This window comes from Corynebacterium matruchotii, assembly GCF_011612265.2.
Taxonomy (GTDB): domain Bacteria; phylum Actinomycetota; class Actinomycetes; order Mycobacteriales; family Mycobacteriaceae; genus Corynebacterium; species Corynebacterium matruchotii.
In genome coordinates this window covers 1,158,997-1,173,700 of sequence record NZ_CP050134.2, presented here as the reverse complement: position 1 = coordinate 1,173,700, position 14,704 = coordinate 1,158,997, and the positions used below count along the sequence as shown (strand labels likewise).

14 protein-coding genes are annotated in these 14,704 nt (G+C 59.8%); 1 reads left to right on the top strand and 13 read right to left on the bottom strand.

Annotation, left to right across the window (positions count from 1 at the left end):
* Positions 1-16: 16 nt before the first annotated feature.
* The 10 genes from HBA49_RS05305 to HBA49_RS05260 all read right to left on the bottom strand — a co-directional run bounded on the left by HBA49_RS05305 (position 17) and on the right by HBA49_RS05260 (position 10,645).
* Positions 17-571, bottom strand: a complete 555-nt coding sequence (locus HBA49_RS05305; RefSeq protein ID WP_005525617.1) for an adenine phosphoribosyltransferase — start codon at positions 569-571, stop codon at positions 17-19.
* 165 nt (positions 572-736) lie between these two features.
* Positions 737-2,329, bottom strand: a complete 1,593-nt coding sequence (locus HBA49_RS05300; protein ID WP_005526204.1) for an ABC transporter substrate-binding protein — start codon at positions 2,327-2,329, stop codon at positions 737-739.
* A gap of 120 nt (positions 2,330-2,449) precedes the next feature.
* On the bottom strand, positions 2,450-3,604 hold the full coding sequence (gene secF / locus HBA49_RS05295) for a protein translocase subunit SecF (protein WP_005526363.1): 1,155 nt from the start codon (positions 3,602-3,604) through the stop codon (positions 2,450-2,452).
* 2 nt (positions 3,605-3,606) lie between these two features.
* Positions 3,607-5,565 (bottom strand): protein translocase subunit SecD, encoded by a 1,959-nt coding sequence (gene secD / locus HBA49_RS05290; RefSeq protein WP_005526275.1) that lies wholly within the window; start codon positions 5,563-5,565, stop codon positions 3,607-3,609.
* A gap of 318 nt (positions 5,566-5,883) precedes the next feature.
* Complete coding sequence (yajC, locus tag HBA49_RS05285; protein ID WP_005526176.1) at positions 5,884-6,264, bottom strand: preprotein translocase subunit YajC; 381 nt, start codon at positions 6,262-6,264, stop codon at positions 5,884-5,886.
* An 86-nt stretch (positions 6,265-6,350) separates the two neighbouring features.
* Complete coding sequence (gene ruvB / locus HBA49_RS05280) at positions 6,351-7,448, bottom strand: Holliday junction branch migration DNA helicase RuvB (RefSeq protein ID WP_005526151.1); 1,098 nt, start codon at positions 7,446-7,448, stop codon at positions 6,351-6,353.
* Between the two features lie 33 nt (positions 7,449-7,481).
* A complete protein-coding gene (gene ruvA / locus HBA49_RS05275; RefSeq protein WP_005526273.1) occupies positions 7,482-8,078 on the bottom strand; it encodes a Holliday junction branch migration protein RuvA in 597 nt (198 codons plus the stop codon).
* Between the two features lie 15 nt (positions 8,079-8,093).
* Positions 8,094-8,765, bottom strand: a complete 672-nt coding sequence (gene ruvC, locus HBA49_RS05270; RefSeq protein WP_005520964.1) for a crossover junction endodeoxyribonuclease RuvC — start codon at positions 8,763-8,765, stop codon at positions 8,094-8,096.
* Between the two features lie 82 nt (positions 8,766-8,847).
* Entirely contained in the window at positions 8,848-9,603 is a 756-nt protein-coding gene (locus tag HBA49_RS05265; protein WP_005526451.1) for a YebC/PmpR family DNA-binding transcriptional regulator, read from the bottom strand.
* Positions 9,604-9,730: 127 nt separating this feature from the next.
* The gene (locus HBA49_RS05260; RefSeq protein WP_005526486.1) at positions 9,731-10,645 is read right to left on the bottom strand and encodes an acyl-CoA thioesterase; all 915 of its coding nucleotides are present in this window, start codon (positions 10,643-10,645) and stop codon (positions 9,731-9,733) included.
* A 200-nt stretch (positions 10,646-10,845) separates the two neighbouring features.
* Between HBA49_RS05260 and HBA49_RS05255 the strand changes: the two genes are divergently transcribed.
* Positions 10,846-12,171: a glycosyltransferase 87 family protein gene (locus HBA49_RS05255; RefSeq protein ID WP_050773694.1), complete on the top strand. Its 1,326-nt coding sequence runs from the start codon at positions 10,846-10,848 to the stop codon at positions 12,169-12,171.
* Here HBA49_RS05255 and HBA49_RS05250 read toward each other — a convergent pair.
* The 3 genes from HBA49_RS05250 to HBA49_RS05240 are packed head-to-tail and all read right to left on the bottom strand — an operon-like array spanning position 12,168 to position 14,697.
* Complete coding sequence (locus HBA49_RS05250) at positions 12,168-12,626, bottom strand: hypothetical protein (protein WP_005520956.1); 459 nt, start codon at positions 12,624-12,626, stop codon at positions 12,168-12,170. The two genes, HBA49_RS05255 and HBA49_RS05250, sit on opposite strands and share 4 nt — an antisense overlap.
* An 18-nt stretch (positions 12,627-12,644) precedes the next feature.
* The gene (locus tag HBA49_RS05245; protein WP_005526327.1) at positions 12,645-13,736 is read right to left on the bottom strand and encodes a glycosyltransferase family 4 protein; all 1,092 of its coding nucleotides are present in this window, start codon (positions 13,734-13,736) and stop codon (positions 12,645-12,647) included.
* A gap of 58 nt (positions 13,737-13,794) precedes the next feature.
* Positions 13,795-14,697, bottom strand: coding sequence for a phosphatidylinositol mannoside acyltransferase (locus tag HBA49_RS05240; RefSeq protein WP_005525896.1), 903 nt, complete (start codon positions 14,695-14,697; stop codon positions 13,795-13,797).
* Positions 14,698-14,704 lie beyond the last annotated feature (7 nt).

Here is a 14,704-nt window from a genome sequence, read left to right as displayed (position 1 = left end):
GGTGGGCAGGTTGTTTTTAGGGTTCGCTGACGACGTAGAGTGGGGCGTCTGGGAGCCGGTCGCGCCCGTTGAGGCCTGTGACTTCGAGGACGACGGCGTAGCCGGCTACTATGCCGCCCATGTCGGTGATGAGGTCGTGGGCTGCGAGGAGGGTGCCGCCGGTTGCGAGCACGTCGTCGATGAGGACAATTTTTTTGCCGGTGAGGTCGAGGCCGTTGCGGGGGAGTTCTAGTGCGGCGCTGCCGTATTCGAGGGCGTATTCTTTGGTGATGACTGGCGGTGGGAGTTTGCCTTTTTTCCGGATGGCGAGCAGCCCTAACCCTAGTTTGTAGGCGACAGCTGATGCGAGGAGGAAACCGCGGGCGTCGAGGCCGCTGATGAGTTCCGCCCTCATGGTTGTGGCGGCGGCGGCCAGGTCGTCGACGAGGAGTTGGAGTGCTTCCGCGTCGGCGAGTACGGGGGTGAGGTCTTCGAATATTACGCCGGGTGCCGGGAAGTTGGGCACGGATCGGGTTTTTTGTCGAAGAGCTTCTTGGACCTGGGTGCGACGGGTGGTGTGGTGGTCAGTCATATTTTGCCTTAGGGGATTCCTTACACGTTTGAGGTTCAGTACTAACCTAAGGGTTTGACTATCCGTGCCACAAATTTTTTGGTTTCCAATGAGGTTCCAATGAGGTTTCCGTGGGTTGATTGGTGGGTTGGTTTTGGTATTGGTTGTTGTCGGGTGGTGTGCACGTTATTCTTTCCACCGGTCCATGTTCCAACCCACTCCGAACAGGTCGGTGTTTTCGGCGATGCCTTCCACGGATTTGTTGAGCACGAGCACGCGGGGTTGGACGGCGAGCGGTATGGTGCGGGTGTAGTCCCAGCTGAGGTTTTCTTCGCGGCGGGCCACTTCAATGTCGGATGCTGGGTTTGCCACGTAAGGGAAGCTGAATTGGGGGTCGAGTGCTTGGAGTACGGCGTCTGCTTTGCCGTCGGTTGCTTGGTCTACCCCATCTTCGTCTTGGTAGCTGAAGGGGAGGTTGCTGACTGATGCGGCTTCGTTGGAGACATCGAGGATGGTGATGCCGGCGGGTTCGCAGGAGGCTTTGATGGCCGCCACCATGGCCATTTTGCGTTTGTCGGGGGCGAAGTAGCCGATGCGGATGGTTTTGCCGGTGAGTTTTTTGGCTTGGTCGATATTAACCCCTAAGTGTTGGTCGGAGATTTCTTTGAGGTGGGTGGCGATGCTGTCGCCGGGGCGGATGGTGCGCAGCGCTACGGGTTGCACTTCTACCCCGGATTCTTTTGATGAGGCCTGGGCGACAGCGGCCTGGTCGACGCAGGCGGCAAATGCTTGGCGGTCGGCTTGGTCGGCGAGTACGCCGGCGCTGGCGAGGATGAGATGTTCGGCGAGGACTCCGGGGTTGGCTTTGACAATGTAGGGGTTTTTGTTGTCGTTCCGGTCGATCCAGTTGGTGTCGGTTTTGCTGTCGGCTTCGGCGATATGGAGGTTGCCGGCGTCGGCGAGTTTGTGCAGGTCAGTGCCTTTGGGGTAGACGATGAGTTTATCTAGCACGGCGGGTTCCCCATAGTATTTGTCGTTGCGCACCAGGGTGACGGCGCCGTCGGGGGCTACGGATTGCACGAGGAATGGCCCGGAGCTTACTTGCAGTGCGGGGTCGAATTTTCCGAGGTCGAAGCCGCTGTTCCAGACTTGTGCGACTTGTTGGAGGCGGGGTAGGTCCCGGTTGTGGAGGGCGGTGTTGAGGTCGGCTAAGCTCATGTTGGCTTTGGCGGCGATGGCGTGGGCGGGCAGGAGGGTGCCGCCGCTGAAGAGGTAGCGCCAGCGGGGCCCGAAGTTGCCTTTGAAGACAACGGTGGCGGTTTTGTTTCCGGGTTGGCAGTTGATGGTGTCAATTTGGTCCATCAGGGGGTTGTAGGAGTCGAAAAGGGGCCGGGAGGTGGCGGCGACTTGGGCGAGCAGGAATGAATCGCAGGTGACGGGTTGCCCGTCGGAGTAGACGGCTTTGTCGGTGATTTGGTATTCCACCCGCATGGGGGCACCTGGTAGTGCACGTGCTTCTACTAGGTCGGTGTTGGGGATGCGTTGTCCTTCGGGCCCGTTGACGAATGCGCCGGGGTAGATTCGCCCCACAAGTTGGTGGATGTTGCTGGAAAAACCGATGCCGGTAGTGACGTTGGTGTTAATAAGGTAGTCATCAAGCACGTAACCGAATGAGTGTTCTGCTTTGGTTTCTTCGGTTTTACTGTTACTGCACCCGGTAACAAGCAAGATTGTTGCCATGATGAGGGCGAGTGAACGGGTTGTGGTCTGCGATGCCATGGCTAAATGGTACCCTGTCCCCCGCTTGTCGACGCCCTTACAGTGGCGGATTCGGCATCGGGGCACAAAAAATCGCCGCCCACCCATGAATGTTGGGTGGGTGGCGATGGTGTTGGTCGCCTAGTTGTTATGGCCGGGGCGCCAACTTGTGCCGGATCCCGAGGGACCGGCGGGTCGCTCCGTGCCGGTCCCCCGCCGCTGTGCGGCAGCGGCTTCGGCGCGGGAGCGTTCCTTTTCGATTTCTTCAGCTTCGGCTTCCTCGGCGGTTTCGCCGCTGGCCAGCCGGGCTCGGAATTCCGCGACCTCGGCGTTATGTTCCTTGCATTCCTTGGTGCGGTTCTTGATGCTCACCAGGAAGGGGGTGGCCAGGAAGATTGAGGAGACGGTACCCCAGATCACGCCGATGAGCTGGATTAATGCCAGGTCTTTGAGGGTGCCCACGCCCATGAGCCACACGGCCACGATCATGAGTGCCAGGATGGGCAGCACGGAAATCACCGTGGTGGAGATTGACCGCATCACCGTTTGGTTGATGGCAAGGTTGGCGTGTTCGCCGTAGGTCATTCGTTTATTGCCCAGGTAGCCGGCGGTGTTTTCCCGCACCTTGTCGAACACGATCACGGTGTCGTAGAGGGAGAACGCCAGCACAGTCAATAGGCCGATCACGGTGGCCGGGGTGACTTCGAAGCCAGCAATGGCGTACAGGCCGGTAATGGTGATGAGGTCCACAAACAGGGCCAGGATGGCGGCGACAGCCATTTCGCGTTGCAGCCGGATGGCGATGTAGGCGAATGCAGCGATGAGGAACACACCCATGGACATGAGCATGCGGTTGGTGATGGTGCTGCCCCAGGATTCGCTCACGGTGGAGTCACCAATGGCATCGGGGGTTTGCTGGCCTGCGCTATTGACCGGCTTGTAGGCGTCGAAAAGCGCCTGCCGGGCCGCATCAATCTGGCCTTGGGTGAGCCGTTTGGAGTTGATTTCCAGGATTCGGGTGTCCCCGCTGCCCACGATCTGCACCTGTTCGGGGTCTACCCCGGTGGCCTTTGTGAAGGTCTCTTCCACCTGGGAGGTTTCCAGGTTTGCGGCCGGCATATTCATTTTCGTGCCGCCCTCAAAGTCGATACCCAGGTTGAAGCCGCGGAGAGTGATGCCAAGTAGGCAGACCACGATGATGGCAAGGGTGGCCCAATATGCGGTGCGGCGCTTATCGACGAAGTCAATATTGCCGTCACCGGTAAAGATTTGGGTGGCTGTGCTTGGTGAAGACATGGTTACTTCTTCTCCTCTTGATCATCGTCTTGGGCAACAAGATGCGCGCTGGTGCGAATGATTCGCTCCTCCACGCTCTCTGCCGGCTCCGCTGACTCCTTGGTGGGGTTGGTCGCCGCCGACCCGGATTGCCCATTGGCACCCGGTTTGACCGTGCCCCGCTGTTTCACGACCTCGAACACCTTCCCCAACCCGTTGAATGCGGGTTTGGCGGCCCATGGCTTTCGGGATGCCAAAATCACCAGTGGTGCGGTGAGTAAGTAGGTCACAACCAGGTCGAACACCGTGGTCAGGCCCAGGGTGAAGGCGAAACCTTTCACCTCGCCCACGGCCAGGAAATACACCACAACGGAAGCGATGAGGGTCACAAAGTTGCCGGTCACAATGGTTTGCTTGGCGCGATCCCATGCATGCGGCACCGCCGAACGGAAGGTACGCCCGTGGCGAATCTCGTCCTTAATGCGCTCATACAGCACCACGAACGAGTCGGCGGTCGCACCGATACCGATGATCAAACCGGCGATACCGGCCAGGTCCAGGGAGTAGCCAATGAGCCGGCCGAGCAGCACCAGGGCACCGTACACCAGCACTTCGGCCAGCACCAGCGACACCAGGGAGACCAGGCCGAAAATCCGGTAGAAAAACAGGGAGAACAGTGCCACCAGTGCGAAACCGACCAGGCCCGCGAACAGGCCGGCCTTGAGTGATGCCAACCCCAGCGACGCGGGTACCGTGATTGCCGTGCCGCCGGATTCGCCGTTTTCGCCGGCGAAGCTAAGTGGCAGGGCGCCGTAGCGTAGGTTATTCGCCAACTCGGTGGCCTCATCCTGGGTGAATTTGCCGGTGATGGCCGTGGCTGACCCCACCGGGGTGGGTGATTGGATCTGCGGGGCCGAAATAATCTTCGAGTCCAGGGTGATGGCAACCTGCTGCTGTAAATATTTCTGGGTGAGGTCCGCCCAAGTTTCCGAGCCCTTTTCATTATCGCCGGCCTTGAAGGCGAAGCTGATTTCCATTTGGCCGGTTTGGCTGTTCAAGCCACCGGTGATGGGCCGGTTGGAATCGATCTCGTTACCGGTGAGCCGTTTGCCGTGCACCGGGTCGGTTTGCCCAACCAGCAGCGGCACCTCACCTAAAATATACGGCTGGTTGGTGCTGGCGTCGCAGGCCACCAGGGGTAGCGCCGGGTCGTCAGAGCCCTGCAACGGGTCAGGGGCGCTGCTGCACACCATGAGGGTGGATGCGGCCAGCTGTTTCGCGGCATCCTTCGACTGCCGATCGTCTTTAAGCACCTTCAGTTGTTCGGTGCGTTGCTTGTTGGCGGCGATGGAGTCGGCGGCTTTCGCCGGAGCTTTGGCGGTAACCTTCAGGTCCGGGACCTTAACCTCCGGGAGCTGTTGATTTTCATTGCCCTGCTTTTTGGCCTGCTCTTCCTGGGCCGCCTTCTGCTTTTCAACGTTTTTCCGCAGCTCGTCGAATTTCTTCTGCACCTGGTCGGCAGGCATCACACCGGCGGTCACCCACCTGTTGCCCATTTCTTCAATGGCCTTGATGATGCTGTCGTTATCCACCGAGGCATCCGGTTGCACCACCGGTCGGAACAGCAGCTGTGAGGTTTGTCCCACGGCACGCGCCTGGGAAGTGTCTTCCCCGGGCACGGTAATCACCAGTGAGGTGCCGTCGACAATCACATTGGCGCCGGACACGCCCATGCCATTGACGCGGTTTTCTAGAATATTTTTCGCCTGTTGCAGCTGGTCCTGGGTGGGGGTGGCGCCCTGCGGCACCAGGGTGATACGGGTACCACCCCGCAGGTCAATGCCAAGTTTTGGGGTGGCACTGCGGTCGCCGGTTAAGAAAATAACAGCATAAATAGCAATGATAAACAGGCCAAAGACCGCGATTGCTTTCTTCGGCCATGTTTCCCATCGTGACCCGCCGCTTCGTCGTTTCGAAGCCAATGAACTATCTCCTTGAATTTACGTGTTTACTGGCCGGTAACCGCCGACTCCTCGTGATTTCATGAGGGAAATCAGCTGTGCCGTATTTTAGAGTATTACCAGGCAAACATAGCTACAACCAGGGGTTTTCACCTCATTGCCTTAGTAAAACCTGTGCTTGAAAAAATTTTCCACGCACACACACCGAAATATGCTACGGCATGTGGCATACGAAAAGCGATTGGCCGCCCCACACGCCGCACCCACGTTCAGGCAACAACCCACATTTTCGGCCAAAGCCCCGTGACTTTCCCCACCATGCGGCTTCCTCCCCAAGCTTTACGACGCCCTATCGGGATCATCCGCCGGCTTTTCGGCTGCCGGCTGCTCCCCTTCCGGCAACTCCCCCACAGGTTGTTGCTCTGGCTCCGCATCCGCCGCTGGTTGGGTCTTTTTCTCTTGGGTGAGGTTCTTAATCACGACGTGTTTCTCCCACGTCGAAACCACGCCCGGCGAGGTTTCCAACTCCACGGTGGTATCCGTGATACCACGGATGATGGCATGCAACCCAGCAGTGGTGATAATCACATCGCCGATTATGAGGTTTTCTTGAAGCTGGCGGATGGTATCGAGGTGGCGACGCTGTTTGCGTTGGATGATGAGGCTGGGGATCATCAGCACGAGGAGAATGAGTATCAACAAAATGATTGAGAAATCCATACTGCACAACTATTCCAGAAATGTGGGTGGGTGAGAAGCCAATCCATGGTGGGTGAGCCCCCGCGTTCCCCCACCACTGCCCGTAGCTAACTTCCTATGGTGCCTTCGGGTGGTTCGAGCCCAAGATGCCGCCAGGCGGCGGCGGTGGCGACCCGGCCCCGGCCGGTGCGAGTTATCATACCGGCCCGCACCAGGTAGGGTTCGCAAACCTCTTCCACGGTGGAGGCTTCTTCGCCGACAGCGATGGCGAGGGTGGATACTCCGACTGGGCCGCCGCCGTGGCCTTTGATGAGGGCGGTGAGGACGGCGCGGTCGAGCCGGTCGAGGCCCATGGCGTCCACGTCGAACACGATGAGGGCGGCGCGGACGGCCTGGAGGTCGATGTGGCCGGTGCCGTGAACGTCGGCGTAGTCGCGGACGCGGCGGAGCAGCCGGTTGGCGATGCGGGGTGTGCCTCGGGAGCGAGAGGCGATTTCGACGGCGGCATCAGGGTCGATACCCACCCCAATGATTTTGGCGGCACGGCTCACAACCTGGGTGAGGTCGGGGGTGTCATAGAATTCCATTTGGGCGGTGAAGCCGAACCGGTCACGGAGGGGGCCGGTGAGCATACCGGATCGGGTGGTGGCGCCGACCAGGGTGAAGGGGGCGAGTTCGAGGGGGATAGAGGTGGCGCCGGGTCCCTTGCCAACGATGACGTCGATGCGGAAGTCTTCCATGGCCATGTAGAGCATTTCTTCGGCGGGGCGGGCCATGCGGTGGATTTCGTCGATGAACAGGACATCGCCTTCCATGAGGTTAGAGAGCATGGCGGCAAGGTCACCGGTGCGTTCGAGGGCGGGCCCGGAGGTCATGCGGAGGCTGGTGCCCATTTCGTAGGCGATAATCATGGCCATGGTGGTTTTGCCGAGTCCGGGTGGCCCGGAGAGGAGCACATGGTCGGGGGTGACGTTGCGGTTTTTCGCCCCCGTGAGAACCAGGTTGAGTTGGTCGCGCACTTTGGGTTGGCCAATGAATTCGGCGAGGCTGCGAGGCCGGAGGGTGGTTTCGATGTCGGTTTCGGTGTTGAGGGCGTGGGGGTTGATGGTGCCCCTACGGGCGGTGGCAGGGTCGGTGGGGGGCGTGCCGCCAGTGGGTCCGGAGGGGCCGGCCAGGTTGAATTCGGTTTTTTCTACGTTTGCCATGGGTGTGCTCCGTTGTGGTTTGGGGGTGGATCGTTATTGTTTGCCGAGGAGGTTCAGGCTGGCGCGTAGGGCGGCCGGGGTGGTGAGGGTGGGGTCGGCGGCAAGAACGGTGGTGAGAACGGGTTCGGCGGTTTTTTCGGCGAATCCGAGGCTGGCGAGGGCTTCGAGCACTTGTTCGTAGGTGTCGGTGTGCGGGACGGCGGCGGTGGTGGGGGTTTCCGGGGCGGCGTAGGTGGCGACTTTGTCTTTGAGGTCAACGACCATTCTTTCGGCCATGCGTTTGCCTACCCCGGGGATTTTTTGGAGGGTTTTGGTGTCGCCGTGGGTGATGGCGTGGGCGAGTTCCGGGGTGGTGTAGACGGATTGGGCGGCGAGGGCGAGCTTGGGACCCAACCCGGAGACGGTTTGGAGGGTGGCGAACATGTCGCGGGTGGCAGCGTCGAGGAATCCGTAGAGGGTTTGGGATTCTTCCCTGACGATCATGGTGATGAGGATGAAGGTTTCGGCGCCGCGGGTGAGGTGCCCGAGGGTGGTGGGGGTGGCGAGGACTTGGTAGCCGACGCCGGCGCATTCGATGACGGCATGGTGGGCGGTGATGTCGATGACGGTTCCGCGTAGTGAGACGATCATGGGGTTCCTTGCAGCTTATCGACGCCAGGCGCCGCGGGGGTTGAGGTGTTGTGTTTGGAGTTGGGCTCGGAGTTCTTCCGGGGTGGTGGGGTGTTTGCTGTGGTGGGCTTGTTTTGCTTGGCCCAGGATTCCGCGTTGGTGGCGGGATTGGGCCTGGGCGCGGGCCTCGGCTTCCCGGTTGGTGATGAGGAGTGGAGCCCGCCAGCAGTGGCAGACGGCGAGCGCCAGGGCGTCGGCGGCGTCGGCAGGTTTGGGGGCTTCGGTAAGCCCAAGGATGCGGGTAATCATGGCGGTCATTTGTTTCTTGTCCGCCCGGCCGTTTCCGCTGATGGCTTTTTTGACTTCGCTGGGGGTGTAGAGGTGGACGTCGATGCCGCGTTGGGCGGCGGCGAGCATGAGGACACCCACGCCGTGGGCGGTGTTCATGACGGTGGACACATTACCGCGTTCAAATATGCGTTCGATTGCTACGACGTCGGGTTGGTATTGGTCAAGCCAGTCGTTGGCGGCTTCGCTGAGTTCTAGGAGCCGGTGGGCGATATCGGAGTCGGAGGGGGTGCGGACCACGCCGACGGCCACGGGAATGACAGAGCGGCCTCTGCCGGCTTGGACGACGGAGAGGCCGCAACGGGTCAGTCCGGGGTCGATCCCCATGACGCGCATTCCTTCGATAGAGACCACTGGCATGGTTTCCCCCTGGTATGACCGGTTTTCACGTACCACCCGAAGGTAGCATATGGGTCGGACAGGTTTGGGGGCGACACCACAATTATTCGGCGTCGAGGGCTGCTAGCACTTCGGCGGAAAGATCCATGTTGGTGTAGACGTTTTGCACATCGTCGGATTCTTCGAGGGCGTCGATGAGTCGGAAGATTTTTTTCGCGTCGGCGAGTTCCAGGGGAACTTCGACGGAGGCGCGGAAGTCTTGTTCGGAGTCGTCGACCTCGATGCTGGCGTCGACAAGCGCCGCCTTGATCGCGGCAAGGTCGCTTGGAGCGGACACGATTTCGAACCGGTCGCCTATTTCGTTGACTTCTTCGGCACCGGCCTCTAGGACGGCGAGGAGCACGTCGTCTTCGCTGAGGTCCCCTTTAAGCACAGAAACCACGCCCTTGCGGGTGAACATGTAGCTCACGGCACCAGATTCGGCCATGTTACCGCCGTTCTTCGTCATGGCGGTGCGCACTTCGGTGGCAGCCCGGTTGCGGTTGTCGGTAAGACATTCAATGAGAATGGCCACCCCGTTGGGACCATAGCCTTCGTACATGATGGTTTGCCAGTCGGCGCCGCCGGCCTCTTCACCGGAGCCACGTTTGCGGGCGCGTTCAATATTGTCATTGGGGACGGAGGCTTTTTTGGCTTTGCGGATCATGTCATCCAGCGTGGGGTTGGCCGCTGGATCCCCACCGCCGGTTCGGGCCGCAACCTCAATGTTTTTAATCAGCCGGGCAAATTCTTTGCCACGCTTGGCATCATTTGCGGCTTTTTTGTGTTTTGTGGTTGCCCATTTTGAATGGCCTGACATGTGTCTGTTCCCTTTACAATTTCGGCTACGGATTCTTTTACGATGTGCAAATTATACGGCATGAATGCGAGTTCGTCCCGCCGACCTAGATGCCGGGCACGGGGCCGACCTCGCGTATCCTGCGGGTTTATTGCTGCCCTGGGGCGAGGTTTTTCAGCGGCACCGACTGCTGTCCGGTGCGCAAATCCCGGGTTAATCCTTCCTGGGTGACGCTGGCCACCAGGTCACCGGCCTGGTTGAAAACTCGACCGTGGGTGAGCGCCCGGCCGGCGTGGGCGGAGGGAGAAATTTGGTCGTACAGTAACCATTCGTCAGCCCGGAACGGCCGCAGAAACCATATGGCATGGTCGAGGGAAGCTAATTGGACCGGATGGTTGGGGTGAGGCACCAGGGCGGTGTGCAACAGAGTCATGTCGGACATGTAGGTCAGGGTGCACAGGTGGGTGGTTTCATCGTCAGGAAGCCGGTTTTTCGTTTTGAACCACACGAGCTGTTGGCTGTTGGTATAAGGGTTGTGGTCGTAGCGGTCGGCGGGAACCCGACGGATCTCCCAGTCGGTCCATTCAGCAAGCAAAGCGCGGGAACTGGGCGGCAACGCGGCAGTGTCGGTGGGAGGAATATCGTCGGGGTTCGGGACGGCCCGCATGTCATCCGAGTGTTCGATTCCGGTGTCTGCGCGGCGGTGGAAAGAGCATTGCATGCTGAAAATGGGGATACCATCCTGGATGGCGGTAACGTGCCGGGAGGTGAACGACCCACCTTCCTTAATGGGGTCGATCTGGAATATGACCGGTGTGGTGGCGTCACCAGGGCGCACAAAATATGCGTGAAGGGAGTGGACACTCCTGTCGGCTGTGGTGGTACGGATGGCGGCGGCGAGGGCCTGGGCCGCAACCTGGCCACCGAAGGTGCGGATAAAGGTAGTAGGGATGACGGGGCCGCGGAAAATATAGCGGTCGAGTTGTTCAATGTCGAGAATGGCCGCAATTTTCGGCTGGTGGGTTTCCTGATGGCCGGCGGGATGATCGGTGGGATGGGTCATGGTTTCCTTCACACTTGGGGATGAGGGTTATGCATGGGGCTATGCGGGCTTAAGGATATAATGCGGTGAGGTTGAGCACCTCATAATGTTGATAACGCACGTGTTAGCAACAATGATTAAGTGATAATTATCACCAATCGGGGGTGGTGTGGGTTGCTAATCACCATGATGAGCAACAAGACTGCAATAAACAGCATCATATGCACCATAAGTTCTACCAAGGATCGATTGATAAGGGCTCGTTAGATTTCACCATGACTCCTGCTGCTACCCCACCACCATCATCGCTAGCATTCTCCCAGTCGCAGTTACGCCCCGCCGACCGGGTGGGACTGTGGGTGTGGTGGTTCGCCTGCCACCTCATTCTCCTGGGGGTTCTCGCCACCACTGAAATACCCGAGGGGGACATCCGCTACTATTTTTCATCGCTCAGAGGCGAGTTTCCCGACGGTCTGACGGAGTACCCAGCAATAGGCACCTGGCCGGCGCATGTGGTGTTTTGGTTTAGCCACCGCAGCACCGAACACTATCTTGCAATGTTCGGCGGATTTTGCATGGTTATTGATGGCCTGTTTTTCGTGCTGCTACTCAACAGTGGTGCGGCCAGATCCCGGAAATCCCAAATCCTGGCTGCCGGGTTTTGGGCGGTGTTCGCGGTATGCACCGGGCACGTTTCGGTGCAACGACTCGACCTGGTTCCCGCAGTGCTGGTGGGGGTGGCCGCCCTGTTGTTGTTCTACTATCCGCGAATCAGCTCGGCGCTACTGGGAACAGCAACCATGATTAAGCTGTGGCCGGGGGTACTGGCCATCGGCCTGGTGCGCGGCTACAAACGAAAAGCAACCTATTGGTGCATTGCGGTATTCGTGGGCACAATCATCGGATTGTCAGCCCTCGTAGCAATGATCAGCGGGGTGCAACGCCTACTATCACCCTTCACCTATCAGGGAGTGCGAGGGCTACAAATCGAGTCGATTGCCGCAACCCCCATGATTGTTCGAGGCGCATTCGGGGCGGCCGCCGAATATTCGGTGACATATGCGGCGTCGAAAAGCTACGAGATTACCGGGCCTGGGGTGGATGCCGCAATCATGGTGACCAATGTGCTCATGTTCGCCACCCTAGTGTTCGCCGTGGCGTGGGCGCTGCGAGGGTTTGTGAAAGACACGTGGTCGCCGGACGGGTCGCTGATCATGTGGGTGACGTTGATTTTCATGCTGCTCGTGGCCAATAAGGTGTTTTCGCCACAATATATTCTGTGGCTAGGACCCATCATGGCGGTGGTGTTACTGCGGACGAACGGGTCGAAATACCCGCTGGCGCTGGCCTGGTTGATGCTGCTCATGGCGGTGCTAGGGCAGATCGTGTATCCCTATTATTACGACGACGTGGTGCACCCGGGCACGGGGACGCTAGGGGTCATTGGGTTGGCGATTCGGAACGGGTTGATGGTGGTGTCCATGATTGTGTCACTCATGTGGGCCATCAGCCACCGGCCGGCAGCCAATGCCCAAGCCAACGCCTAGGTGGTGAGTTCGAAATATTCCGGCAGCCGGGCGGTCCCACCCAACCGAAGAATTCGAACAAGTGGTTGCACCCGTAACGCCCGCGTGTCAGACACCGCATCATTATAGAACCGGTGTGCGAGCTGTACCCGGGCTTCCGCATCCACAATGCTTCCCGGGGTGGGATCCGTGAGACCGGCAATGGCCACGGAAATCTGCCGTTCCTTCTCGGCCCGCTGGGCAAACGTCTCATACTGCAGCGGAATCGACTCGGTACTGTGCGCCAACGCCGTAAACTGCGGCTCACATGCGGCTAACACCGCGGCCCGCCGGTCCAAAGAAGCCTGAAGCGACTGCCGGGCCGCATCGGTACGCACGTGCAACCGGTGCAGCCGATTGGCGGTACTCGACGCCCAATACAGGGCAATGGTGATAATGACCGCAATGATAATGGCAATAATCGTGGTGGGGTCCATGTCCGAATCCTTTTTCGACTAGTCAACGGTGACCGTGGTTCCATCGGCCACTGTTTCGTACACTCGTACTACCTCGGCGGCCACATGATCCCAGTCATAGAGTGTGGCGCGCCGAGATCCGGCTTCGACCAGTTTCGCCCGCTGACCGGGGTCGTCGATGAGCTGCCGGAGTTTCGCCCGCAAATCATCAACATCACCGGTGCGGAAGAGTAGGCCGGCGGGATTATCGGATTCCACATCGCACACGGCGGCAAAAGCCTCCAAGTCACTGGCCACAACGGCACAGCGGGCGGCCATGGCCTCCACAAGCACAATGCCGAAGCTTTCGCCCCCGGTGTTAGGGGCAATATAGATGTCGGCACGGTCTAAAATGGCAATCTTTTCGTCATCGCTCACGCGGCCCACAAAATTCACGCCGGGCGCGTTTCGGGGACTGCCACCACCCATGACGGTGACCGTCACCCCACGATCCAACCCGCTCAGGGCGGCCAATAAAATATCCAACCCTTTGCGGGGCTCGTCCAGCCGGCCCAGAAACACCAACTCCGGGGGCCGCCCCGGCACCGGCGGGACCACGCCCCGGGCAAACGCCTGGGTATCAACGCCATTGGGGATGAGCACCGGGTCACCGCCTAACTGTTCGACCTGCCACCGGCGGGCCATTTCGCTCACGGCAATGCCGCCCCGGATTTTCTCCAGGCGGGGACGCAGCAGCGGCAAAACCAGTTTCAGCAGTTTCGAACCGGTCGCCGATGCATGATAGGTGGCCACGATCGGCCCCTCCGCCACTTGGAGGGCGGCGAGGGAAAAACTGGGCGAATTCGGTTCGTGAATGTGCAGCACATCAAAATGCCCGGCGATGATAAATTCCCGGATCTTCGTAAAGGTCCGGGGACCAAACGAAAGGCGGGCGACAGAGCCGTTATAGGAGATGGGAACACTCGTGCCGCCACGGACCACAAAGTCGGGGACCTCGGTGTCATCGCCGCAGGGGCCAATGACGCGCACAAAATGGCCTTGGCCAATGAGGTGGGTGGCTAGGTCCAGAATGTGGGCCTGGACTCCCCCGGGTTCATCGAAGGAGTAGGGACACACCAAACCTATGCGCATGGTCGCCTTTCGAATGCGTGAGGGTGATTATAGCTATCTTGACAGTGTAGCGATTTTTTTACGCAGGTTTGCGATCGGCCGACCAGAAGGGTTGCAAAAGATGCCAATCGGCGGGGTGCGCCGCAATGTTCCGCTCCATGATTGCCGCCTGCGCGCGAACGGTTGCGACAATGTCGCCGGTGGGCAGGGGGGCGGAAACGCTCAGCCCCCATTCCGGGTGAGCGGTGGTGCCCTCGAACCAGGAATGCACCACGTGCAACGACGCCCCGGTCTCCTGGGCGAGCCGGGCCGCACCGGTAGGCATGGTGGTTTCCTCGCCGAAGAACGTGACGGGCACGCCAGTGCCTTTCAGATCCCTGTCCCCCAGCAAACAAATGGTGCCGCCGGCGGTGAGCACGTCGGCGAGCTGCTCCATGACGGGCGGGGAACCCGGCGCGGGAATGTGGGGGATGACCCTAAACCCTAAGGTGGTGCGGAAATCCACGAAAGCGTCGAACAGGATTTCGGGTTTGAGTCGTTCCGCCACGGTAGTGAAGGTGCCGTAAGTGGCGGCGAAATACATGCCGGCCATGTCCCAGTTTCCGCTGTGCGGGAGCACCAAGATGGTTCCGGTGGGGGCGGCCACCGCGGCATCGAGGTGGGTTTTGCCCACCAGGCGGTCGTCGATGCGCTTGACGACGCCCGGGTCGCCGGCGATTTGGGGCAGCCGGAAGGCCTCCAGCCAATAACGGGCGTAGGAGCGCATGGCGTCCCGCACCAGGGTGCGGGTGACGTTTTCGGGGCCAACAACCCGGCTCAGGTTTTTGCGAAGCTGGTTCATTCCCTTGCCGTCATCGCTGGCGTAGTCGGCGACGCGGGTGCAGAGGGCGGCGGTGAGTGGGAGCGGGAGTCGCCCCACTATTTTCCAGCCCATGAGATAGGCTTGGGCGGATAACCATTCGGTGGTGAAAACATTGGGCATGGTTTTT